The organism is Croceitalea sp. P059, assembly GCF_031846365.1.
Lineage (GTDB): Bacteria > Bacteroidota > Bacteroidia > Flavobacteriales > Flavobacteriaceae > Croceitalea > Croceitalea vernalis.
Map to the genome: position 1 here is coordinate 512145 of NZ_JAVRHW010000001.1, position 24229 is coordinate 536373.

At 35.9% G+C, this 24229-nt stretch carries 20 protein-coding genes and 1 tRNA gene; 10 read left to right on the forward strand and 11 right to left on the reverse strand.

Annotated features, from left to right (window positions below):
* Positions 1–86 precede the first annotated feature (86 nt).
* The 3 genes from RM542_RS02245 (at position 87) to RM542_RS02255 (ending at position 1407) form a co-directional block, all read left to right on the forward strand.
* Positions 87–842, forward strand: a complete 756-nt coding sequence (locus RM542_RS02245) for a sulfite exporter TauE/SafE family protein (protein WP_311384083.1) — start codon at positions 87–89, stop codon at positions 840–842.
* Between the two features lie 48 nt (positions 843–890).
* Entirely contained in the window at positions 891–1118 is a 228-nt protein-coding gene (locus RM542_RS02250; RefSeq protein ID WP_311384084.1) for a CDGSH iron-sulfur domain-containing protein, read from the forward strand.
* A gap of 112 nt (positions 1119–1230) precedes the next feature.
* Positions 1231–1407 (forward strand): hypothetical protein, encoded by a 177-nt coding sequence (locus RM542_RS02255; protein ID WP_311384085.1) that lies wholly within the window; start codon positions 1231–1233, stop codon positions 1405–1407.
* Between the two features lie 2 nt (positions 1408–1409).
* On the opposite strand, the gene RM542_RS02260 is transcribed toward RM542_RS02255, so the two are convergent.
* The 6 genes from RM542_RS02260 to mce form a co-directional block, all read right to left on the reverse strand.
* Positions 1410–2003, reverse strand: coding sequence for a hypothetical protein (locus tag RM542_RS02260; RefSeq protein WP_311384086.1), 594 nt, complete (start codon positions 2001–2003; stop codon positions 1410–1412).
* Between the two features lie 108 nt (positions 2004–2111).
* Positions 2112–2507 (reverse strand): response regulator, encoded by a 396-nt coding sequence (locus tag RM542_RS02265; RefSeq protein ID WP_311384087.1) that lies wholly within the window; start codon positions 2505–2507, stop codon positions 2112–2114.
* Positions 2508–2518: 11 nt separating this feature from the next.
* Positions 2519–4309: a PAS domain-containing protein gene (locus tag RM542_RS02270; protein ID WP_311384088.1), complete on the reverse strand. Its 1791-nt coding sequence runs from the start codon at positions 4307–4309 to the stop codon at positions 2519–2521.
* 123 nt (positions 4310–4432) lie between these two features.
* Positions 4433–4834 carry a response regulator transcription factor gene (locus tag RM542_RS02275; RefSeq protein ID WP_311384089.1) on the reverse strand — a complete coding sequence of 134 codons (402 nt, stop codon included), beginning with the start codon at positions 4832–4834 and terminating at the stop codon, positions 4433–4435.
* Between the two features lie 524 nt (positions 4835–5358).
* Positions 5359–5432, reverse strand: a tRNA-Ile gene (locus RM542_RS02280).
* Between the two features lie 144 nt (positions 5433–5576).
* A complete protein-coding gene (gene mce, locus RM542_RS02285) occupies positions 5577–5981 on the reverse strand; it encodes a methylmalonyl-CoA epimerase (protein WP_311384090.1) in 405 nt (134 codons plus the stop codon).
* A 106-nt stretch (positions 5982–6087) separates the two neighbouring features.
* On the opposite strand from mce, the gene rbfA reads away from it, so the two are divergent.
* Both rbfA and RM542_RS02295 read left to right on the forward strand, forming a co-directional pair.
* On the forward strand, positions 6088–6480 hold the full coding sequence (gene rbfA, locus RM542_RS02290; RefSeq protein ID WP_311384091.1) for a 30S ribosome-binding factor RbfA: 393 nt from the start codon (positions 6088–6090) through the stop codon (positions 6478–6480).
* Positions 6481–6483: 3 nt separating this feature from the next.
* Entirely contained in the window at positions 6484–7692 is a 1209-nt protein-coding gene (locus tag RM542_RS02295; protein ID WP_311384092.1) for an FtsX-like permease family protein, read from the forward strand.
* A gap of 27 nt (positions 7693–7719) precedes the next feature.
* Here the strand turns inward: RM542_RS02295 and dusB are convergent, their stop codons facing one another.
* Entirely contained in the window at positions 7720–8715 is a 996-nt protein-coding gene (gene dusB, locus RM542_RS02300) for a tRNA dihydrouridine synthase DusB (protein ID WP_311384093.1), read from the reverse strand.
* A 66-nt stretch (positions 8716–8781) separates the two neighbouring features.
* Positions 8782–10008: a M28 family peptidase gene (locus RM542_RS02305; protein ID WP_311384094.1), complete on the reverse strand. Its 1227-nt coding sequence runs from the start codon at positions 10006–10008 to the stop codon at positions 8782–8784.
* A 29-nt stretch (positions 10009–10037) separates the two neighbouring features.
* Here RM542_RS02305 and RM542_RS02310 point away from each other — a divergent pair, with 29 nt between their 5' ends.
* Entirely contained in the window at positions 10038–11144 is a 1107-nt protein-coding gene (locus tag RM542_RS02310; protein WP_311384095.1) for a hypothetical protein, read from the forward strand.
* Here the strand turns inward: RM542_RS02310 and RM542_RS02315 are convergent.
* Positions 11141–13561, reverse strand: a complete 2421-nt coding sequence (locus tag RM542_RS02315) for an outer membrane beta-barrel protein (protein ID WP_311384096.1) — start codon at positions 13559–13561, stop codon at positions 11141–11143. The genes RM542_RS02310 and RM542_RS02315 overlap by 4 nt on opposite strands.
* A gap of 99 nt (positions 13562–13660) precedes the next feature.
* Here RM542_RS02315 and lepA point away from each other — a divergent pair, with 99 nt between their 5' ends.
* The gene (gene lepA / locus RM542_RS02320) at positions 13661–15457 is read left to right on the forward strand and encodes a translation elongation factor 4 (protein WP_311384097.1); all 1797 of its coding nucleotides are present in this window, start codon (positions 13661–13663) and stop codon (positions 15455–15457) included.
* On the opposite strand, the gene RM542_RS02325 is transcribed toward lepA, so the two are convergent.
* On the reverse strand, positions 15454–17292 hold the full coding sequence (locus RM542_RS02325) for a sodium:proton antiporter (protein WP_311384098.1): 1839 nt from the start codon (positions 17290–17292) through the stop codon (positions 15454–15456). The genes lepA and RM542_RS02325 overlap by 4 nt on opposite strands.
* A gap of 150 nt (positions 17293–17442) precedes the next feature.
* Positions 17443–19647: an amino acid permease gene (locus RM542_RS02330; RefSeq protein WP_311384099.1), complete on the reverse strand. Its 2205-nt coding sequence runs from the start codon at positions 19645–19647 to the stop codon at positions 17443–17445.
* Between the two features lie 169 nt (positions 19648–19816).
* On the opposite strand from RM542_RS02330, the gene RM542_RS02335 reads away from it, so the two are divergent.
* The 3 genes from RM542_RS02335 to RM542_RS02345 are packed head-to-tail and all read left to right on the forward strand — an operon-like array spanning position 19817 to position 24222.
* A complete protein-coding gene (locus tag RM542_RS02335; RefSeq protein WP_311384100.1) occupies positions 19817–20689 on the forward strand; it encodes an MBL fold metallo-hydrolase in 873 nt (290 codons plus the stop codon).
* 30 nt (positions 20690–20719) lie between these two features.
* Positions 20720–22372: a S8 family peptidase gene (locus RM542_RS02340; protein WP_311384101.1), complete on the forward strand. Its 1653-nt coding sequence runs from the start codon at positions 20720–20722 to the stop codon at positions 22370–22372.
* Positions 22369–24222: a M1 family metallopeptidase gene (locus tag RM542_RS02345; protein WP_311384102.1), complete on the forward strand. Its 1854-nt coding sequence runs from the start codon at positions 22369–22371 to the stop codon at positions 24220–24222. Before RM542_RS02340 ends, RM542_RS02345 begins: the two co-directional genes overlap by 4 nt.
* Positions 24223–24229 lie beyond the last annotated feature (7 nt).

Consider the following 24229-nt stretch of genomic DNA (forward strand, 5'->3'; position numbering starts at 1 on the left):
TCTATTCTACACCTTGTCTAAATTTCATCTTATAATTATTCGCTTCTACTATTATCCTTTACTTTTAGCCCTATCATTTCATCATAATGTCTACAATTGATTTTGCTGAAGTATCTTCAGTAGGTTGGGTCTTTGCCTGTACTGCTGCTTTTTTAATGGGTATTTCAAAAGCAGGGTTAAAAGGGCTTTCTATTTTTAATGTTACCCTGATGGCGTTAGCTTTTGGAGCAAAACAGTCTACTGGTTTTATTATACCGCTCTTACTAGTAGGAGACCTTTTTGCTGTTATTTATTATAACCGTCATACTAAATGGAATTATATCATAAAACTGCTTCCATGGATGATTATTGGTATTTTAATTGGTGCAATTGTCGGTAAAGATTTACCCGAGCATCAATTTAAATTAGCGATGGTAGCGCTCATTTTAATTAGCCTAGCAATTATTGTTTATTGGGATAGACGAAAGTCTAAAAAGGTGCCGACACATTGGACGTTCGCCGGCAGTACTGGAATTGTTGCAGGTATTTCAACTATGGTAGGTAATCTGGCTGGGGCCTTTACAAATCTTTTCTTTTTAGCCATACGATTACCAAAAAACGAGTTTGTAGGCACCGCTGCTTGGTTGTTTTTAATCACCAATCTTTTTAAACTGCCATTTCACCTTTTTGTTTGGAAAACCATATCCGCCGAAACATTAGTAGTCAATTTAAAGTTGCTTCCTGCCATTTTTATCGGGCTCTTTTTCGGGGTTAAATTAGTTAAAATGATTAACGAGAAACAATACCGCCGTTTCATTATCGCCGTGACCATAATTGGAGCAATCGCCATTTTATTTAGATAGATTCCACGTTTGTATTTTCTTATTTTTAATAAAATTGATTTTAAACTTATGGAAAAGAAAAGTTATAGTCCATTACAAGTCGCTTTAGAAAAAGATAAACGCTACGCCTGGTGTACTTGCAGCCATAGTACTAATCAGCCATTTTGTGATGGCTCTCATAGAGCCCACAATGCTACTCCATCAATGGGGTTTAGTGTTGAAGAAAATAAAGAGGCTTATTTATGTACTTGCAAGCGAACAAGTAATCCTCCTTACTGCGATGGCTCTCATAAGTAGCAAACTGAACTTATTTTGTAATGTGTTGGTTAGCTGCAAATTGAAATTGTTAAGGGTTTGTTAATTTGTGTTAAAAGTGTTAACTTACACTCAGCTAATTCAACCAACCGCCATGAAAACTTCAGAAAAATTACTCTCAGCTAGAATTTTAACCATTTGTTTGACCATCAGTGTGTTGTTGATTGGTTTTGTAGCCTATGACGCATATGCTCTTGAAATTCAAGAAGAAGTAACTGAAGCTGTTTTAAACACTTTACCTGATTTAGATAATAGCTTGGCCAAACTTTAAGCCTATTCTAACAATTGGGGGCGTATGATATATTGATTACTACCTTCATAAGCTTCTGCCAATAAATCTGAAATCCCTGAAATAAAGCTCGAATATGTGTTTTCGGTAATAGAACCAACTCGATTTAAATTAGCGACTCCTGGTCCTGTAATTCCAAAAGTGTGCATGCTGAATTTAACGGTGGCCTTTCCAAAAATTACGCTAGCGGTAATCTGTTGAGGAGTATCCAATCTTGCCTTTTTTTTATGACTAGTAACCCTCATCATGAGTCGCGCTCCAATACCATACTTTTTTACTTTACCGTCACAATCTAAAGAGCCTTTTTGCAAGTATTCAATTACTGTAATTCTTTCTTGTTTTTTTATATCAACATTAAAAAACCCAAGTAAGCTTAAAGCTTTTTCATCTCCATCAAAAAAATCATAGGCATCTATAATAACTCCGTCTTTGAGGTCATGTATGCCAACCTCTGTTGGCAAAATACAATCAGTGATTTGTCTTATACTATTATAATCTAAATGTTTAGAGACGTTTGGACTTACTGCGGTCAATTTAAAAATGACGAAAAGTTGAAAAGTGAATAGGATAGTCTTCATACTTAGTTGATTTCCTATCAAACTAAACACAATTGACAAATCATCAAAGTGAAAATGAGTAAAGCCTTTAAAATGCTTAGGGAACGGGGCATTACCCCTATACTTGTTCTAAGACAAGGTGTTTTTTAAATTCTCAATGTCGCTAGTTGTCAATGGTTTGGTTACATATCCATTTATGAATTCGTAGGTTTTTGACAAGTTCAAATCTTCTGGAGCAATTGAAGATGTTAAAATTTGAATATTTACCTTTTGTCTTATTTGAGCGGGAGCTGATTTTAATTCTTCCAACAATTCCCAACCATTCATTACTGGCATATTAATATCTAAAAGCAAAAGCTCCGGCAAAAGCTCAGCGGTCTCTACTAAATCAATAAGCTTTTCATAAACACTTAATCCATTTTCAAACTGAACAGTTTCATATTCTGGTAAGTTCAGACCCAATAGAACAGTGGCTGCTGTTCTAAAAATTTCATCATCATCTACTAAAAACAATTGCTTACTCATTATAATAATCGCTAAATATCCTTAGAAAAATAAAGATGAAATATACTCCCCTCATTCAGTTTACTTTCTACTTGGATTTTACCGTCCATGGCCTCCATATGGTTCTTTGTAATAAACAGACCTATGCCTTTAGCATCTTTATTATTGTGGAATGTCTTATACATGCCAAAAATCTTTGAGCCATTTTTATTTAAATCAATGCCGATGCCATTGTCAATAAATGATATCACCGTTTGATTGGGAAGAGCCTTTGCCTTTATTTCAATTTTAAGCTGTTTATTCGGTTTTCTATATTTAATACTATTAGTTAGTAAGTTCATAAAAACGCTTGTCAAATAAGGTTTGACAGCATTTACTTTTAAGTTATCATCAACCTTTAAATGAATTCTTGCAGAAGATTCTAAAACAAGACCATTAATGCTATCTAAAACCTTATTAAAAATCTGTTTTACATTAATTTGATTGATTTCACGACTATCTGTGGCTTGAATTTTTACGATTTCATTTAATTGAACTATTGTTTCATCAAGCCTTTCTGAGGAGGTTTGAATCATCTCAATGAACTTTTTTTGTCTATCCGCGGGTAAGTTAGAATTTAACATTCCGGACAACATAGAGATATTGCTTGAATTGGACCTTAAATTATGAGAAACTATATTGGTAAAATCAAGAAGTCTTTGATTCTGTTTTTCGGTAACATTTAAAAGCTTACGAAGGCGGTCATCCCTTCTTTTTATTCTTGTAACATCTGTATTTGCACCAATTAGTCTATAGGGTTCACCTTTTTTATTGTGAAAAACTTTCGCTTCTGCATGAATATAAGCGATAGTTCCGTCTTGTTTTATAATTCTAAACTCCGTGTCAAGCTCCATTTTACCTTTAATGGCCTGCTCAACTTCAAAAGCAGCTTTCTCTTTATCATCAGGGTGAATTGTGCGCTCCCAAGCATCGTAAACTCCCTCAAAATCAGCTTTATTTACACCGTATAAATCATACATGCGTTCATCCCAAAACAAGGTGTTTTCAATAATATTAAAATCCCATACCCCAACATTAGCACTATCTACGGCTGCTCTTAAGCGGTCATTTAGCTCATCATATTCGCCTCTTTGGCGTTTAGCTTCGTCAATATCTTGAAAAACTCCACTAAAGCCAATTGTTTTGCCGTTAAACCGTTCTGCATTACCAATTGCTCTCACCCACTTTTCATTGCCTTTTGCTGTTATAATAACAAGCTCTAAATCATAACCTTGGCCCGATTCTATACATTCAGATACCGCTTCTATTATTAAATCACGGCTTTTTCCTTCCTTATAAAAATTAATGCCTGTTTCTAAATCTGGAATGAAATTATTTGGAACCTCGTGTATTGCTTTTGTTTCTTCTGACCAATACAAAGAATTTTCTATCAAATTCACACTCCAACTTCCAATTTTAGCTATTTTTTTTGCTTTTTGATCAAGGTCATACTTTAGTTTTTCTCTAGAAATATCATGAAAACATATTTGAAAAAGGTTTTTATCGGTTAGAATAGGAAAAAGGCTAAGCTTAATCCACCTCAAACTCCCATCTTTTGAAATGACCTCATAAACCTCTGAAAACTGCTCCTTATTTTTAATCTTATTTTTAAAATTCAAGGATAAATCTCCTAGTAAGTCATGAATAGAATTAATTTGAACATCAGAACGATATTCAAAAAAGGTATTAATCACCTTTGATGACGTAATAATTTTTCCTTTTTCTTCTATTATAAGTAAAGGAATGGGTGAATTCTCTAAAGAAAAAAGGGTTTTGGTTTGCACTTAAAGATTGGTTTAAATAGAAAACGTAGGAATTTTCTTATTATTTCAATTATATGAACTTATTGAACATGTTTAAATTTCTTAATTCTAAACCCCTATCTGATAAAGCATTAATAAAATCACTTATACCAATAGGGATTCACTAATATGTTTTAAATCTGCCGAAGTAATTGGTTTTCTTATATACCCTTTTATAAAATCGTAAGTCTTCGAAAGGTTCATGTCTTGTGGTGCAATTGAAGATGTTGAGATATGAATTTGCACCTGGTTTTTAATGCGTCCTTTATGGTTCTTAAGCTCTTCTAGTAGCTCCCAGCCGTTCATAACAGGCATATTAATGTCCAAAAGCATAATCTGAGGTAGGCCGCTTTGGGTAGTTTCAATTTCTAATAATCTTTCATAAACTTCTAGACCGTTTTCAAAATGAATAATTTCAAAATCAGGAAAGTGTGTAGAAATCAGAATTTCTGCAGCCGTTCTAAAAATTTCATCGTCATCTACCAAAAAAATCTGTTTCGACCTCATATGAACTTATTATTTACTATTGTGTTTTGAATAGCAGTCTTAAAATTGAAATTACTGCTAATCTTATTTAACCCCTCTCTTATAGAATATGTTGTTTTTGACAATAATGATTGGGACGAGTATCTAATTAATTTTAAAAGCGAGAGGGGTCGCTCTTGAGCTAAAATGAAATACTAACATAATTTCTATTTTGTTTAATAGTCTTGCTATCGTTTTTGAGATATAATTAATTATTAAATAGGTGTAAATATACTCAACATAAAACTTGAAACGTCATTTTTAGGAGTTAAATTGTATTTTATAAGCTTTAATTGTTTAAAAATGCGTTTTAAACACTTCGTGTTTTTTTGTGATTCTCTTTAAAAAGTTAAACAAAAAGAGGTTTTATAAAGTTTTTTTATAAAATGAAGTGGTTCTAAAACAACTATTGTTTGGCTTAATTAATAACTAAGGCAAAAGTAATAGCCCCATTTTACGCATAAAAATAGCCTTAGCAACTGCTAAGGCTATTTAGTATAATAATGTGGTCCCACCTGGGCTCGAACCAGGGACCAACTGATTATGAGTCAGCTACTCTAACCAACTGAGCTATAGGACCCGATTTGGAAATTCCAAATCTCAAAATATCAATTCAGATAAAAAATCAGAATTACTATTTAAGGTGCGCAAAATTAGGATATATTTTTTAAGGGAACAAAGTTTCTTTACCCTAGTTGCTTGACTTTTGTTTAATCCTTGAATTTCAGCTTGAGGCTTCTTGGCATAGTTCTACCAAAACACCGTTAGTCTCTTTAGGATGCAAAAAAGCAACTATTTTATTATCCGCTCCATTTTTTGGGAACCCAGGCAAAATCTTAAACCCTTCTTGTTTTAATCGTTCTATTTCTTTCTCTAAATCTCCTACAGCAAATGCAATATGGTGCACACCTTCGCCTTTCTTGTCTAAAAAATTGGCTATTGGGCTTTCATCGTTAATCGCTTCTAGTAATTCAATTTTGTTTGGGCCCGATTTAAAAAAAGAAGTTCGAACGCCTTCCGAAGCAACCTCTTCTGTTTTGTACGACGGTACTCCAAGTAGTTTTTCAAAAAGCGCATTCGAGACGGCTAAGTCTTTAACAGCAATACCTATATGTTCGATTTTGTCCATAACATTCTAAATCAGAATAAGCTTTAATGCTAATTACAGCATCTAAAGTTAGCAAATCATGAGCTTCGTAAGTATTTGCCTTATTTTTGTATAGAATTAATGGATTATGGAAACACAGCGTCAGAAGAAAATAGCAGGTATTATTCAACAAGACATGGCCGAGGTTTTGCAGCGAGCGGCAACAGACGGGGGATTAAAAGGCACCCTAATCTCAGTATCTAAAGTCTATGTGACTTCTGACCTTTCAATTGCTAAAATATATGTTAGTATTTTCCCAAACGACAAGGCATCAGAACTATTAGAAGGCATGAAGTCTAATGAACCTCTTATCAAGCATGAATTGGCACAACGCACTAGAAATCAATTGCGAAGAGTTCCTCACCTGAATTTCTATATAGATGATTCTTTAGATTATATTGATGGAATTGAAAAATCATTAAAAGGTGATGAAAACCCGATTGAAAACAGAGATTTATTGCCTAAAAGAAAGAAATCATAGCCTTTGAATTTTCCACTTTACATCGCTAAGCGGTATATACGCTCAAAGAGCAATCAAAGTGCTGTAAACATTATTAACTTTATTACCTTTTTAGTTATTGTAATTGGCTCTGCTGCCTTATTTATTGTGCTTTCTGCCTTTGCAGGGTTAAAAACCTTTAGCCTGCAGTTTTCTAACACCTTTGACCCAGACCTAAAGGCAATTGCAACTACCGGAAAGTTTTTTTCTCTTCATGAAGATGATGCAAAAAAGCTATCGGAAATAAATGGTATTGCCAATTATTCTAAAGAAATTGAAGAGCGAGTTTATTTAAGTTTTAAAGAAAAAAATCACATAGCTTATATCAAAGGCGTTGGAGAAAACTATCGAAGTGTTACAGGACTTGACAGTACCTTATATTATGGGAATTGGAGTGATAATGCATTAAGTGTTGTTGCCGGTAGGGGCGTCGTAAATAGGTTGGGGATCGTAACCAATTCTAGAGATGCTTTAAAGGTTATTACCCTTAAACCTGGTAAGAGCTCCTTAACTGCTGATATGCTCAGTTCAAAATCAGCGTACAATCAATTATCCGTTAACGTGAGTGGTGTGTATGCCATTGAAGAAAGTCTTGATAATAAATATATTATTGCCGAATTACCCTTGGTTCAGGCATTTTTAGAAAAAAACAGCACACAAATCTCTGCCCTAGGTTTTAAACTATCTAAGAACAGTAATGAAGAAGAAGTGAGAGCTGCTGTAAATTCGGTCCTTGGAGATAAAGTTATTGTTTTGAATCGAAGAGAGCTTAATAGTACTCTTTATCGCATGCTTAATACCGAGAATATGGCTACTTATCTAATTTTCACACTTGTTTTAATTATTGCGCTTTTTAACGTGGTTGGAGCCATCATTATGATGATTTTAGATAAACAACAAAATTTAAAAACATTATATTCATTAGGCACGACCTTAAAAGAACTGCGGCGAATTTATTTTGTTCAAGGTGTTTTGGTTACTACTCTTGGAGGGTTGATGGGTGTGATCTTAGGTTCTCTGCTTATAGGTTCTCAAATAGCCTTTGAATGGTTAATGATTACGCCTTCATTGCCTTACCCTGTTGAATATAACATTATGAACGTGCTAGTAGTTTTAGCAACGATTATTATTCTCGGCCTGCTATCCTCAAAAATAGCAAGTAGCAGAATATCTAAGGAACTTATAGCAAATTAAGATTCGTCTAGACAGCAATAAACAACCTTATGTAGCAAATTGAAAATCTCCGAATATTTCAAGCACCTCATCAAAAGCAGCAAAAACATCTTCTGATTCATCACTGGTAACCATCTTCATACGGTATGGCTTAAAATTTGGTATCCCTTTAAAGTAATTCGTGTAGTGTCGGCGTGTTTCAAAAACACCAAGTTTTTCGCCTTTCCAATCAATAGACATTTGTAAATGTCTTCTCGCAGCTTCAACGCGCTCAACCATGGTAGGGGGGTCAGCATGTGTTCCTGTTTCAAAAAAGTGTTTTACTTCTTTAAAAAACCAAGGATAGCCAATACTAGCACGGCCAATCATTGCGCCATCTAGCCCATATTCATCTCGCATTTTCACTGCGGCTTCTGGCGAATCAACATCGCCATTGCCAAAAACAGGAATATGCATTCTTTGATTATTCTTTACTTTGGCGATTGGTTCCCAATTAGCATTGCCTTTATACATTTGCGCTCTAGTTCTACCATGAATAGCAATAGCTTGGCAACCTACATCTTGTAATCTTTCGGCAACCTCGACAATTTTAATAGAACTTTCATCCCAGCCCAAACGAGTCTTAACCGTTACCGGTAATTTAGTGTGTTCAACCATAGCTTTAGTCAAAGACACCATTAAGTCAATATCTTTTAAAATGCCCGCACCGGCACCTTTAGAAACTACTTTCTTTACGGGGCACCCAAAATTAATATCGATAATATCGGGCCTAGATTTTTCAACAATCTCAACAGACTGTAACATCGAATCTAAATTGGCGCCAAATATTTGAATGCCTACTGGGCGTTCTTTTTCGTAAATATCTAATTTCATAACACTCTTAGCTGCGTCACGAATAAGCCCTTCCGAAGAAATAAATTCTGTATAAACAACGTCTGCACCTTGCTCCTTACACAAGGCGCGAAAAGGTGGGTCGCTTACGTCTTCCATCGGTGCTAATAGCAATGGAAAATCTGGTAGTTGTATGTCTCCTATTTTAGGCAATTTCTTTTTTTAAGGATTGCAAAAATACATTAAAACTCGATACTTCTCAAAATGAGCCAATTAGGTTTAAAATTTAACTTGAGCACCTATTTTTTTGCCTTTTCTTTCAACAATAACATTTGCAGTATCACCTTCTTCAAAAGCTGAAAGCGCGCGCATATAGCTCATCATATCGGTAACGGTGCTATCTCCCAATTGTACAACCACATCACCTTTCAATAGCCCAGCAATAGCAGCCGGCCTTTCTTCACTAACGCCATCAATTCTCATTCCTTGACCATCAAAGAGATAATCAGGCATAACACCCAATCCTACTTTAAAACGAGGTACTTCTTCGCTTTCATTTTTTGTTTTTCTGAAGGTTAGTTTTTTGGTATCGTCTAATTCTGTAATCACAGTTAGAATATAATCGCCAATCATTTCCATTCCTTTATAATTCAATTTCTCAAAATCGTCAGATGGTTTGTGATAATCTTCATGCTGACCAGTAAAAAAATGTAAGACAGGAATCTCTTGCAAATAAAAAGAGGTATGGTCGCTCGGACCAACTCCTGATTCGCTCAACACCAATTTAAAACCTGGATTATTAGCATTTAAAACTTGACTCCAAATTGGCGTTGTACCCGTTCCGCTAATCGCTAGAGTTTTATCTTCTCTAAGTCTTCCAACCATATCCATATTAATCATATAATTGGCTTTTTCTAAATCTATGGTAGGATTTTTACAAAAATAGTTGCTCCCTAATAGGCCCATCTCCTCACCTGAAAAGGCCATAAATAAGTAATTACTGCCTGGCAAACTGTCTTTTAATTTTTCTGCTAATTTCAGCATGACTCCAACTCCACTTGCGTTGTCATCTGCACCATTATGTATGGCTTCGCCTTCAGCATAAAGAGAACCTTCTCCACCCATACCAAGGTGGTCATAATGAGCGCCAATTATGGTGGTTTTGTTTGCGCCATTATCAATGTAACCTATTACGTTAGTCCCTGTGATAGTTCCATCGCCAGAAACAAACTCTGCCTCAGAATGAGGGTCTTTTTTTGGTTTGAATGTAAATGTTTGAAAATAGGTACCTGAATTTCCTCTCGGGGACAACCCGATTGACTCCATCCTATTCTTTAAATATTGAGCCGCTTGAAGTTCTTGAGGTGTTCCAGTTTCACGGCCAGCAAGGCTATCATTTGCTAGAAAAGCAATGTCTTCTTTTAGAGATACTTTTTTCTGAACCTCTTGCTTGCATGACGCCAAACAAATAAAAAACACAACTAAAACAAAGAAAATACCCTTCATAGCTTTTATTTTTACCAAAAATACATCAAATGAGAAATTTTCTTGCTTTCATTTTTATAATGATAATGGTAAGTTGTAAGACTGAAACCAAAAAAAAAGTATTAAAAGATGAACAGGCGACCTCACTAATGGCTGGCAGCGATACTTTAATATACCCTGAAGAGAAGCATTTTAAAAGTATTCGACAAATTACTTTTGGCGGAGATAATGCGGAGGCTTATTGGAGTTGGGATGATAAGCAGATGATTTTTCAATCCAATAATGAAGCCTGGGGAATGGAATGTGATCAAATGTTTTTAATGCGAATTGAAGAAAATTTCAAAGATAAGAAGCCTCCTATGGTTAGTACAGGTTTTGGGCGTACCACTTGTGCTTATTTTTTACCTGATAATAAACATTACGTATATGGTTCAACGCATTTAGTTGATAAAGAATGCCCGGAAGTTCCTCTTAGAAAAAATGGTAATTATGTATGGCCGGTGTACGACTCTTTTGACATATTTGTTGCGGATTTAGAAGGAAATATAACAGCTCAATTAACCAATGAAAAGGGGTACGATGCCGAAGCAACAGTTTCACCAAAAGGGGATAAAATAGTCTTTACCTCTGATAGAAGTGGTGATTTAGAATTATATACGATGAATTTAGATGGTTCTGATGTATTGCAAATTACAGATGAGCTTGGTTATGATGGGGGTGCTTTTTTCTCTCCAGATGGCTCAAAATTAATATTTAGAGCCTCGCGACCAAAAACTCCAGAGGCGATTAAAAAATATAAAGACTTACTTGCAGAGGGTTTGGTTGAACCTACAGAAATGGAGCTGTTTATTTGCAACGCAGACGGCTCTGATTTAAAGCAATTAACTTTTTTAGGCAATGCCAACTGGAGCCCTTTCTTTCATCCTTCAGGCGAAAAAATACTATTCTCTAGCAATTTTGAGGCTGAAAAAGGCTTTCCTTTTAATCTATATTTTATTGATATTGATGGTAAAAACCTTGAACGCGTAACTCATGGAGAAACCTTTGACGCTTTTCCTGTTTTTTCAAATGATGGTAAGTACCTAGCGTTTTCCAGCAACAGAAATAATGGTGGTACTAGAGATACCAATCTTTTTATCGCTGAGTGGATAGATTAATCTTCTTTTGACAGTCGATCACGTTCTTTCTTATCAATTCCTTTTTGGTTGTCTTCTAGACGGAAGTTTCCAAAATTATACGTGAAGCCAATCTTAACAAACTGAGTTTCTGGTTGTACAAAATAAAAGTTGTCTTGGTTTAAGTACCGAGAAGTATAAGTTCCATTTGCTTTGCCTAACAAGTCCTCGGCTGAGATTGAAATAACAGCCTTATTATTCCAAAGTGATTTTCTTAACCCTAGGGTTAAATTTGTAATTGGAGATTGCACATATGATCCAAATAGATATTTTGACATATGGCTAAAAGCAAGCTCTCCTGTCAGCGTTCCATCTCCAGATAAGGTTAAGTAGTTTGCTAAATAAAGATATAACCCATTAATCTTATTTGTAAATTCTACGTTACCACTTTCGACTGCCAAAAAGGTCTCATCCTCATAGAAAAATGAAGTGTAAGCGTATAAAAACCAAGAATCCAAAACACTCTTACTAACTGTAAAGTCAAAACCATAAGAAGTGCTCTTCAGAACATTCTGCCTTAACTCGCGCAATATTTGTGTTTCATTGTCTTGAAATATTAAAGAACTGATATAGTTTCCATTATCCCGATAGTAAAAATCAAAGAAAAACTCGCTGTTTAAAGTGTAATTGACATTAAAATTATTTGTAAAATTTGGTTGTAGTGTTGGGTTTCCTTCTATAAAATCATTTTCATTAAAAAAATAACGGAAAGGGTTTAAGTCATTGTATTTAGGTCGGTCCACATTTCGTCCATAATCGAAAGCGAAACTGTGGTTTTCTGATGGGGAATACAAAAAATAGACTGTAGGAAAAGGCTCAAAAAATTGTTGTGTGTTGGTTTCTCCAAGACTCAGCGAATTACCCATTGCTTCTGTATATTCTCCTCTTACTCCTAATTTTATTGAAAATTCATCCCAATTTTTTACAAAACTGAGATATGCGGCGTAAACTTTCTCATCATATAAGTAATTATCTGAAAGGGCCTCATTGACGTTTTCATTTGAGCCTAAAAAATTTGAAAAGTCAATATTACTTTCTGAATCTACTGAAGATACTTTAACACCTGTTTCAATTGAAGCGTTTCCTAAAGGAGAAGAAAAATCGATTTGTCCTGTAAAAATATTAATATTCTGAAATGCATCTGTTTGAAAACCAAAATCTCTTAAAAAACCTCCTGTATTATCTAAGTAATTAGATAAAATATTTTGGGTTGTGTTATCATTAAACTTAGTATAATGACCATTAACAGCAATCTTTGCTCCGGGTTTTTTTAATCTGTGTTCATACGATAAATCGAAAGCCATATTCGTATTGTCCTTTTTTCCAGTATTATTTGTCGTAAAAGTTGAATCAATTTCATTTTCAGGATTTGCTATTTCAGCGGAAAGATTTCGTTGCCAAACTTGATTATTATTCAATAAAATGTTCGAAGTAAGACTGATAGAATTAGAACTATTAAATTCATAGTCAACGGTTGAATTTAAATTGTGGGCATCAGAATTTTGAACATCCTCATCTTCAGATGACCATTTTGAAAAGATGGTATTGTTTTCATCAAAATAGTTAACCCCTTTTGCTATTTTTTTTCTAGTCTTTTTAGGATTATAGGTATAATTAGCAAAGACATTTAATTTTTCAGTTTTATAATATTGACTTGTACCAATACTATACTTTGGATAAATGGACTGCGTATATGTTCCATTCACACTACCTTTATAACCAGGCAAAATATTCTTGCTGGTTACAATATTTAAAATTGGCCCAGATTCGGCATCATATCTTGCAGGTGGATTTGGAATAACCTCAACAGATTTAATATTAACCCCAGATAAACCTTCAAGTAAGTCTCTAACTTCTTGACCACTTAATTGCACTTTGCGATCGTTGATATAAACATTTGCGTTTTGTCCTCTTATCTGTAAATCTTCTTGGTTAACGATAACCCCTGGGGTTCCTTTCAAAATATCCCAAGAACTACCTTGTGAAACAACTGTGTTTTCTACTAGAAATACCAGTCTGTCTGCTAATCTTTCTACTGTTGGTCTTCTGGCCGTAACAACCACTTCGTCAAGAATTTCTGCCTCCGTTGGAATCACTAAGGCGCCTAGTTTTACGGTTTTTTGAATATCAAGGGCTAGTGGTTTTGACCCTCTTCCGATATAGCTCGCTTGCAGTAAATAAAGGTCAGGTAATACCTCTTCCAATATAAAATACCCATTATAATCAGCTGATGTTCCTTTAACAAATGTAGAGTCTTTAGAACTCAACAATAATATATTTGCAAAAGGTATGATATCGTTGTCTCCATTGACAACCTTTCCTGATATCTCAAAGGTTTGTGAAAAAATGCTTCCGCAAAGGAAAAACACCATAAAAATGGTTAGCAGTAAGTTCTTCATTTAACGTTTGGGTTCTAAGTCAAAGCTAAGAAAATAATTTAGACCTGACTTTTGTATTTCTTTAGGCAACATCGCAAAAGAACTATATTTGCAGTCTCTATGAAGAAGATTAGAAATTTTTGCATTATTGCCCATATTGATCATGGCAAAAGTACATTGGCTGATAGGTTATTAGATTTTACTGGTTCCGTTACTGATCGTGAAAAGCAAGACCAGTTGCTTGATAGTATGGATTTAGAACGTGAACGAGGCATTACTATAAAAAGTCATGCTATTCAAATGGAATATGAATATCAAGGCGATACCTATATTTTAAACCTCATCGACACCCCAGGGCATGTCGATTTTTCATACGAAGTTTCTAGGTCTATCGCTGCTTGCGAAGGCGCACTTTTAGTTGTAGATGCCGCCCAAAGCATTCAAGCACAGACCATTTCAAATTTATATTTAGCCCTTGAAAACGATTTAGAAATCATTCCTGTTCTGAATAAGGTGGACCTGCCAAGCGCAAGTCCTGAAGAGGTGACGGATGATATTGTAGATTTATTGGGCTGTGATGCCGAAGAAGTTATTCCTGCAAGTGCAAAAACAGGGATAGGAATCGAGGCTATTCTTAACGCTGTAATTGAAAGAATTCCAGCTCCTAAAGGCAATATTGATGAGTCTTTACAAGCTTTAGTTTTTGACTCCGTATATAACCCCTTTCGAGGTGTAGAGACCTATTTTAGAGTTATTAATGGTGAAATCAAAAAAGGTCAAAAAATTAAGTTTGTTGCTACTGATAAAAGTTATTTTGCTGATGAAATTGGTACGCTTAAATTAACCCAACACCCAAAGAAAGTTATTTCGGCTGGTGATGTAGGTTATTTGATTACTGGGATTAAAGATGCTCGCGAAGTCAAGGTGGGCGACACCATAACCGATTCTGCACATCCGACGAAAAATGCAATCGCGGGTTTTGAAGATGTAAAGCCCATGGTTTTTGCTGGTATTTATCCTGTAGATACTGAAGATTTTGAAGAACTACGATCTTCAATGGAAAAATTACAATTGAATGATGCTTCCTTGGTTTTCGTGCCAGAAAGCAGTGCTGCTTTAGGTTTTGGTTTCCGTTGTGGGTTCTTAGGAATGCTTCATATGGAAATCATTCAAGAGCGTTTGGAGCGTGAGTTTAACATGACGGTAATTACAACTGTTCCAAACGTTAGCTACCATGCGTTTACCAGAAAGGATCCTGAAACACCTGTAATTGTAAACAACCCTAGCGATTTGCCCGATCCTTCTACAATTGATCGTGTTGAAGAGCCTTATATAAAGGCAACTATCATCACAAAATCAGACTTTGTAGGTAATGTAATGTCATTATGTATTGATAAAAGAGGACAAATCACCAATCAAACCTATTTGACAACTGAGCGTGTTGAACTAAGTTTTGACATGCCTTTGGCTGAGATTGTTTTTGATTTTTATGATCGTTTAAAAACAGTTTCAAAAGGTTATGCTTCATTTGATTATGCTCCGATTGGTATGCGAACTTCTAAGTTAGTTCGTGTTGATATTCTTTTAAACGCTCAGCCAGTTGATGCGCTATCAGCACTAATTCACTCCGATAATGCCGTACATATTGGTAAGAAAATGTGTGAAAAATTAAAAGAGCTCATCCCAAGACAGCAATTTGATATTCCTATTCAAGCTGCAATTGGTGCCAAAATCATTTCAAGAGAAACTACTAAAGCGCTTCGAAAAGATGTAACAGCAAAGTGTTACGGAGGTGATATTTCTCGTAAAAGAAAGCTTTTAGAAAAGCAAAAGAAAGGTAAAAAACGAATGCGTCAAGTGGGTAATGTTGAGGTGCCTCAAGAAGCTTTTATGGCTGTTCTGAAATTAAACGATTAGTTGTCTTCAGCAATAAAATCAAATACCTTACCCAAGTAAACTAATTTATAGCCTTCTTGCACATTATAATTCTCTTTGCCAAAAGCCGAGATAATTTTTAAATCCCCATTGGTGTCTTTTAGAAATAATGGAATGATGTCGTTGTCAGCTTTTGTAATTTCTAATAGCCCAGAATAGTGGTTTTTATCCGTCAATTCAATTTCATTAATGGTTGGATATTTACGGGCAGCATCTGTCAATTTAATAAAGTCATCTGTATGAGAAAATAATCCTTCTTCAGGGTTGTTCTCTGGGTCATTCATTTCATCTGTATTGACCAAACGGAAAGCCCCATTCTCGCCAAATTGCTTTTTGAACTTATCAATAGCAAATTTATTGATGTCTGAATTGCCCGTCAACGCCATTAAAAAACCCATGTCATTCAATTCAATATTATCAGTTAATGAATCCGAAAATATGTTGGCGGTCATTGCTTCAATTCCTAAGGCCTTGGCTTTATTCACATTCGATTGGTTGTTGTCAATTAAAACTACATGTCTGCTGTTTTTCCTTAAATAACTGCCAATCAATCGAGATACTTTTGAAGCGCCAATAATTAATATTCCCTCAGACTTTGTTAGAAACACTCCTACAATTTTTGCAAACATTCTCGCGGTAGTTGCATTTAAAAGAACCGTTCCGAGCACAATCATAAAAACCAATGGCGTTATATACTCAGCTCCAGGTTCTCCTTTTGCTAATAATTTTGACCCGAAAAGGGAGGCAATCCCAGCAGCCACAATACCTCTTGGACCCACCCAGCCGATAAACATTTTTTCATTAAGCTTTAGCGCCGAACCATTAGTGCTTAGAAACACTCCTAAAGGCCTTATAATAAAAACAACAATTGCAAATAATGCAGCTGTTTTCCAATTCATCAACAACTCTAAATCGCTAATATTAATGTTTGCTGCTAGTAAAATGAACAGAATAGAAATTAAAAGAACACTCAAAGATTCTTTAAAATATAACAGTTCTTTAAGGTTGGGCAGGTTCATGTTTCCTAAAACCATCCCCATAACAACAACAGCTAGAAGACCTGATTCATGTGCAAAAACATCAGACTCCACAAATACTAATAATACCACTGATAAGGACACCACATTCATTAAATAATGTGGTATTAAGTTCTTCTTAATTGCAAATGCCAAAGCGTGAGCAAAAGTGAAACCAAAGGTGGTTCCAAACAATAATATTTTACCAAATTCTATTAAAGCTGTTTGCGTATAGCCGCTTCCTTCACCAACACTAATAAATTCAAAAACCAAAACCGCTACCAAAGCACCTATTGGGTCAATCAAAATTCCTTCCCATTTCAAAACCGTCGAAATATCTTTTTTAAGGGGAATGTTTCTTAAAATTGGTGTTATTACAGTTGGGCCTGTGACTATAATTAAAGCAGAAAAAAGAAAAGAGATTTGCCAAGACAATCCAAAAATATAATGGGCCGCAACACCTGCACCTAGAAAAGTTACCAAAGAGCCAAGGGTAATTAATTTGGTAATTACTGGACCAACATTTTTAATCTCAGACCGCTTTAAGGTAAGGCCTCCCTCAAAAAGAATAATGCTGATGGCAAGTGACACAAAATAATATAGCCCTTCCCCAGGGAATAAGCCTTTTGTTCCGTTCCAAATTGGTTCAATTAGTTTAGCCCCATCTTCTGTATAAAGCGTGGCAATTGGCCCAACTAAAAGGCCTATTAAAATAAGCGGTAATATTGCTGGAAGTTTTAATCGCCAAGCTACCCATTGGGCAATGATTCCTAAAATTATTATTCCGGCTAGTTCTAACATTATCAATAGGTTTTAGCAAACTCTTTTGGGTTGACCTTAAAGAGTTAGAAATGAAACTACTTGCTGATATTGTTAAGCTTGAGTAATCAGCTAATATGAAGTAAAAATAAGCATTTAAAGTATGTAGAAATAACGTCTTTAATTTAAAACCTAATGGTCTCTCATTGTCAAACGCAACACTGAACAAGCTGACTTTTCAGTAAACTTATCTTTACCAGTACCAAAAAGAACACTTATCCAATTGTCTTTTTGGGGTGTCCCTAAAATCAATAAGTCAAAGCTGGCTGAGGCCTTTGAAATAGCTCCAATAGAATCGTTATCTCTTTGGACGATTACCATACTTGAGGTGTCCACTTTTTTCAATAATTTTTTTGAATGAGCCTCCATATTATTTATGGTGTCCCAATCTGTTTTCTCTGGAACGACATGTAATAGTGTTAAAGATGCATTATAGAATGAGCATATTCTATCTGCAACAGCAATAAAGTTTTTGTCTTTTCTACCAGGCCTTAAGGCTAGCAAAACTTTGCCGATATAACGCACGCCGTCGTCTTTAAAAAGGGCAAAATCTGAATTGATATGAGTTAGCAACCACCCTATAGGATTACTAACTAATATACCACTATGTGCTCGACCATTCCAACCCATCACTAACCAATCGCAATGCGTTTGGTTACTTAATTCATGGATGGTGTCTGAAATTTCATGGGTTACTGCCGCTTCAAAATCTACTTGTATGTCTTGTGAGGTAGCCAGCCTATTTACCCTTCGTTCAAGAGAGGCTATCCTTGGGTTTTCTTCAACCATTGCGTCCAAAAAGGTTTGATTAGGAACCTCTGTAACGTTTACAACTTGAATTTTTTCACGTTTATTAATGGCTGCTGCGATTTCTACCAGCATTTCAGGCGAACGTTCATTCCCTAAAAGAGGAACCACAACTCCGGCATTAGAGGCCAATTCGCCATCTAAGTTTTGTAGGCTTTGGTTCTGGCTATTTCGATAGGTAATTTTTGTGTTTCGCTTTCTTTTATAAAGCAAATACAAAGCTGGTCTATGACCGTATTTTCTAAGAATTCCTGTTCGGGTGGCATTCTTCCCAAAAAAGAAATAGATAACAAAACCTAAAAGAAATATTCCTAAAATAGCCAACATCGGCCCTACCCCAAGAAAAACTAATAACGCTATTCCGCTAAAAATGCCGAACAATTGAACAAAAGGATATAATGGCGAACGATATGGAGGGTTGTACCATTGCGCCGAAGTCTCTCTTAAAACGATAACACAGGCATTGACCAAAATAAACATCATCACCATAAAGGCACTTGCTAATTTGGCTATTTTTTCCACATCAAGAAATAGAATAACCAAAACCATTAAAAAACAAGTCATCAAAATAGTAACAACCGGGGTTAAAAATTTGCTGTGGATTTTACCCATGAAATCAGGTAACAGTTTATCAATTGCCATGGCAAAAGGAAACCTTGATGCTGCCAAAACACCAGAGTTCGCCATAGAGATTAGGGTGATGACCCCAACCAAAGCAGCCACATAACCAACAATATTGCCGCCTAATAGTTTTGAAATCGTATAAATTGGCTTGATGTCCGTTTGAAGTTGTTCTAGAGGCAAATTACCCACTAAAACAAAAGCCACAGAAACATAAATTATTGTCATTATAAACAATGAAAGAATCATCGCTCTTGGAAGGTTTGTTCCTGGGTTTTTAATTTCTCCTGCAATGGCCGCGACTTTGGTTACTCCAGCATAAGAAATATAAACAAAAGCCACTGTTGAAAAAAGGCCCATTTTGCCTTTAAGTAAAAAAGGGTCTAATAAAGCTGATGAGGTGCTGGGCAAACCAAACAACAGAATTAGAGCAAGGGTTGTCAAACTTATACTAACGATAAATATTTGAACTTTTCCCACCTTTTTTACACCCATGATGTTCAAAAACAAAATCAGCACCAAAAAAAGAACTGCTATATATTTTGTTAGTCCTGGGTCAATGTTAATTAGAATAGACAGGTAAGCGCCAAAACCAACTAAGGCAAACGCGCTTTTAAAAAGTAAAGAAAGCCACAATCCAAAACCTGCAATAGTTCCAAACAATGGGCCAAAAGCTCTTTCAATATAAACATAGGTTCCGCCGGAAGAGGGCATAGCTGTTGCCAATTCTGACTTAGATAATGCCGCCGGAAGAATACAAATAGCCGCAATCAGATAGGCCATCCAAATTGAAGACCCTGTTTTTGCAGCAGCCAAGCCTGGCAATACAAAAATACCGCTCCCTAGCATGCCTCCAATACTAATAGCAATAACTGAGGTTAAAGATAGGCTTCGTTCTAGTTTTTTCAATTCGGTGTGGTCTAAGCTCTAAAAATACCTTTTTATTTCAGAAAACCTAAATGGGTTTCTTTTAGCCTGTCAACAAAGTCCTTTTCTGTTAAAAAACATGCAATAAAAAGGTGTTTATAAGCTATTTGCCTTAGGGTTTTCTTATTTTGGGCGTCATTTTAGTTTTTAAATGACATTATACCCCGTTGAAACCGGAAATTTTAAGTTGGATGGTGGCGCTATGTTTGGCGTTGTTCCAAAAACAATTTGGTCAAGAACCAATCCTGCTGATGGCAATAACTTGATTGATATCGCTGCTCGAAGCCTTTTAATTGAAGACGGAGACAGATTAATTCTTATTGACACTGGTATAGGCAATAAACAATCTGATAAATTTTTCAGCTACTATCATCAATGGGGTAATCATAACCTTGATAATTCTTTAGAAAAGCTTGGTTTTCATAAAGATGATATTACTGATGTTTTTATGACACATTTACATTTTGACCATTGTGGTGGTAGTGTACAATGGAATAAGAACAAGACGGGCTATGAGCCTGCTTTTAAAAATGCTGCCTTTTGGACAAACGAAGACCACTGGCGTTGGGCTACGGAACCAAACCCTAGAGAAAAAGCTTCTTTTTTAAAAGAAAACCTTTTGCCCATGGAGGCTGCGGGTCAATTAAAATTTATCAGCAGACCTACTCCTTTAGATGGTCAAAGTTTTGTGAAAAATTCAGAGTTAGGATTTGATATTTTATGCATTGACGGACATACTGAAAAGCAAATGATTCCACATATTAACTATAAAGGCAAAACCTTGGTTTTTATGGCTGACCTTATGCCAACTGTTGGCCATATTCCTTTGCCTTATGTTACAGGTTATGACACAAGGCCATTGCTCAGCATGGACGAAAAAGCAACGTTTAGTAAACAAGCGGTAGAAAAAGATTTTGTTCTTTTTTTCGAACACGATGCACATAATGAACTTTGTACCTTAAAAAACACAGAAAAAGGAGTGCGTTTAAACGAATTGTTCTCCTTTAAAGAAATATTCCATTAACAATAAAGTTATTTTTCAAAACACTTTCTTATGACAACTACCTATTCAAAACCATTTTTAACGTTAGGTACCGCGGGGCTTCTTTTAGTAGGCTGCGGTACTACCGGTTTAGTTTCTACCCCTGTTGAAAATATTGATACTATTCCCCTTAAAATAGCTGAACTTTCAGAGAATCAGAAACAGACTTGGGGACATGCCGATTTAGTGTTGGATACAATTCCAGGAATGAGTGTTGATAAAGCTTATGCAGAGCTTATTGGCAACAAAAAAGGAGAAACAGTAGTGGTGGCTGTTTTAGATTCTGGAATGGATTTAGACCATGAAGATCTCGATGGTGTTCTTTGGACAAATAAAAAAGAAAAGGCGGGTAATGGAAAAGATGATGATGGCAATGGTTATATCGATGATATTCACGGTTATAATTTTTTAGGAGATTCGTACAACGAACAATTAGAACATGCACGAATGCTGCGTTTAAATATTGGTAGCGCTGCTGATAGAGCAAAGGCTCAAATTGAGTTAGATAAAGAATACCCAAAAGCATTACAAAACAAGCAACAATATGATCAAATATTTCAAGCGGTGACCAATGCCGATGCTGCGGTAAAAGAAGAGTTAGGCAAAGACTCTTATACAAAAGAAGAGTTGTTGGCTATGAAGCCAACTACCGAACAACTGCAACAAAGCGTTTCTATTTTAACTCAAATGTACCAATACGCTGATTCTATTGATGAAGTAATTTCGGAGTTAACAGAGGGTATTACCTATTTTACGGAAAGAGTAAATTACAACTTGAATAAAGATTTTGATGGTCGCGGAGTTGTGGGTGATAGTCCTTATGATTTTAATAGTCGTGGTTATGGAGATGGCAACCCGAAAAACCGGGTTGAAGACGAAAGTCATGGCACACACGTAGCTGGTATTATAGCTGCAGAACGCAATAATGGAAAAGGCGTTAATGGGGTTGCTAATAATGTGAAGTTAATGAGTATTCGTGCTGTACCTAATGGCGATGAATATGATAAAGATATTGCCTTAGGTATCCGTTACGCTGTTGACAACGGTGCAAAAATCATCAATTGTAGTTTCGGAAAGTCATTTTCACCAAATGCAGAATGGGTATATGAGGCTATTGAATACGCTGCGTCAAAAGATGTGCTCATTGTGCATGCTGCCGGAAATGACGGCAATGATTTGGATGACGCTTCTAATTCAAATTTCCCAAATGACCACAAATACAAAGGAACTGAGATTTCTGACAATATGATTACCGTAGGAGCTTTAGCGCCTTCTTATGGTTCTAAAATGGTTGCCACTTTTTCAAATTACGGGAGCACTAATGTAGATGTATTCGCTCCTGGTGATGATATTTATTCCACTATGCCGAATAACACCTATGAGTTTCAAGGCGGAACTTCAATGGCAGCTCCTGCGGTTGCCGGGGTAGCTGCATTGATTCGTTCATACTATCCATCGTTATCCGCATCACAAGTAAAAAACGTATTGATGCAATCGGGTCTGCCTTCCAAAGCTTCCGTTATACTTTCTGGAGAGCCTGCCAATTCAAAACCTTTCTCTCAAGTCTCTAAATCGGGGAAAATGGTTAATGCTTACAATGCTTTACTTTTGGCAGAGAATATTTCAAAAGGAAAAGCAACACTTGATTATAATGCAGAAAAATGATAAAATTAGCTAAGAAAATTGTTTTTGCCCTTCTTTGTGGGCTCACGACTTTAATCGCTCAAAACAAAACCTCATATTGGCAACAACATGTAGATTATACCATGGATGTCAACATGGATGTAGAAACGTATCAATACACTGGGATACAAAAATTAGTGTATTCAAATAATTCTCCAGAAGTCCTAAACAGGGTTTATTACCATTTGTATTTTAATGCTTTTCAGCCTGGCAGTGAAATGGATGCTCGATTACAAGACATACAAGATGGTGATAAGCGAATGTTAAATGAAGGCAAAAGCCGAATAGCCGCACTTTCAGAAACTGAAATGGGCTATTTACATGTTACCTCTCTAAAACAAGATGGTGCCAAAGTTTCATTCAATGAGGAAGGAACAGTGCTTGTGGTTGATTTGGCAAAACCAATACCTTCTGGTGAAACCACCACTTTTGAAATGGAGTTTAAAGGACAAGTGCCTTTACAAATTCGCAGGTCTGGTCGTAACAGCAAAGACGGTGTTGCGCTTTCTATGAGTCAATGGTATCCAAAATTAGCGGAATATGATTTTGAAGGTTGGCATGCTGATCCTTACATAGCGCGCGAATTTCATGGGGTTTGGGGAGATTTTGATGTTAAGTTAACTCTAGATAAAACCTATACCGTTGGCGGAACCGGTTACTTACAAAACCCAAACGAAATTGGTCATGGTTACGAAACCCCGGGCACTAAAGTGAAGACCAAAGGCAAAACCTTAACCTGGCATTTTAAAGCCCCAATGGTTCATGATTTTATGTGGGCAGCTGACCCTGAATATGTACATGATACCCTACAGATGGAAAATGGCCCTACGCTTCATTTTCTTTATAAGAATGATGAAAAATATAAAGATACATGGGAAAAGGTTCAGCCCTTAACAGCAGATGCCATGGATTTTTTTAATAAAAACATTGGCCCATACCCTTACAAGCAATACTCTGTAATTCAAGGGGGTGATGGCGGAATGGAATATGCTATGTCAACTTTGATTACAGGGGGAGACAAGCCTGGAAGTGTTATCGGAACCATGATTCATGAGCTAGCACATTCATGGTTTCAACACGTATTAGCAACCAATGAAGCCAAACACGAGTGGATGGATGAAGGTTTTACTTCATTCATAAGCGCCTTGTGTAAAAATGCAATTCTTGAGAAAAAATCAGAAAATCCTTTTGAACGTTCTTACGGTGGTTATTACTACTTAGTTAAATCAGGAAAAGAACAGCCTCAAGCGACACATGCTGATCGATATGATTCTAATATGCCTTATAGTATTGCCGCTTACAGCAAGGGGGCCATATTTCTTTCGCAACTTGGCTATATTATAGGTCAAGACGAGTTGATGGAAACCATAAGAAAATACTACGAAGACTTTAAGTTTAAGCACCCAGTACCAAATGACATTAAGCGAACAGCTGAAAAGGTTTCGGGCTTAGAGTTAGATTGGTATTTAATGGATTGGACACAAACTACCAATACCATTGATTATGGAATAAAAGAAGTGGTTGCTGAGGGTGATAAAACTAAAATAGTTCTTGAGCGTATTGGATTAATGCCCATGCCTTTAGATATTCTAGTGGTTGACGCTGATGGTAATCAAGAAACTTATTATGTGCCGCTAAGAATGATGAGGGGGGAAAAAGAAAACCCATATACCAATCTAAAAAGAACTATTGCTGATGATTGGGCCTGGGCATACCCAACGTATGAACTAATAATTGATAAGCCTATTGCAGAGATTGCGGGTGTTTTGGTTGACCCTTCAAAATTAATGGCCGATGTCAATCAGGAGAACAACAGCTATCAACCAGAGTAACAGTTTA

Excerpts from the sequence above, each read along its gene's own strand:
- RM542_RS02245 (WP_311384083.1), top strand. The coding sequence starts at position 87 with ATGTCTACAATTGATTTTGCTGAAGTATCTTCAGTAGGTTGGGTCTTT.
- RM542_RS02250 (WP_311384084.1), top strand. The coding sequence starts at position 891 with ATGGAAAAGAAAAGTTATAGTCCATTACAAGTCGCTTTAGAAAAAGAT.
- RM542_RS02255 (WP_311384085.1), top strand. The coding sequence starts at position 1,231 with ATGAAAACTTCAGAAAAATTACTCTCAGCTAGAATTTTAACCATTTGT.
- RM542_RS02260 (WP_311384086.1), bottom strand. The coding sequence starts at position 2,003 with ATGAAGACTATCCTATTCACTTTTCAACTTTTCGTCATTTTTAAATTG.
- RM542_RS02265 (WP_311384087.1), bottom strand. The coding sequence starts at position 2,507 with ATGAGTAAGCAATTGTTTTTAGTAGATGATGATGAAATTTTTAGAACA.
- RM542_RS02275 (WP_311384089.1), bottom strand. The coding sequence starts at position 4,834 with ATGAGGTCGAAACAGATTTTTTTGGTAGATGACGATGAAATTTTTAGA.
- mce (WP_311384090.1), bottom strand. The coding sequence starts at position 5,981 with ATGGACAAAATCGAACATATAGGTATTGCTGTTAAAGACTTAGCCGTC.
- rbfA (WP_311384091.1), top strand. The coding sequence starts at position 6,088 with ATGGAAACACAGCGTCAGAAGAAAATAGCAGGTATTATTCAACAAGAC.
- RM542_RS02305 (WP_311384094.1), bottom strand. The coding sequence starts at position 10,008 with ATGAAGGGTATTTTCTTTGTTTTAGTTGTGTTTTTTATTTGTTTGGCG.
- RM542_RS02310 (WP_311384095.1), top strand. The coding sequence starts at position 10,038 with ATGAGAAATTTTCTTGCTTTCATTTTTATAATGATAATGGTAAGTTGT.
- RM542_RS02315 (WP_311384096.1), bottom strand. The coding sequence starts at position 13,561 with ATGAAGAACTTACTGCTAACCATTTTTATGGTGTTTTTCCTTTGCGGA.
- lepA (WP_311384097.1), top strand. The coding sequence starts at position 13,661 with ATGAAGAAGATTAGAAATTTTTGCATTATTGCCCATATTGATCATGGC.
- RM542_RS02325 (WP_311384098.1), bottom strand. The coding sequence starts at position 17,292 with ATGTTAGAACTAGCCGGAATAATAATTTTAGGAATCATTGCCCAATGG.
- RM542_RS02335 (WP_311384100.1), top strand. The coding sequence starts at position 19,817 with ATGACATTATACCCCGTTGAAACCGGAAATTTTAAGTTGGATGGTGGC.
- RM542_RS02340 (WP_311384101.1), top strand. The coding sequence starts at position 20,720 with ATGACAACTACCTATTCAAAACCATTTTTAACGTTAGGTACCGCGGGG.
- RM542_RS02345 (WP_311384102.1), top strand. The coding sequence starts at position 22,369 with ATGATAAAATTAGCTAAGAAAATTGTTTTTGCCCTTCTTTGTGGGCTC.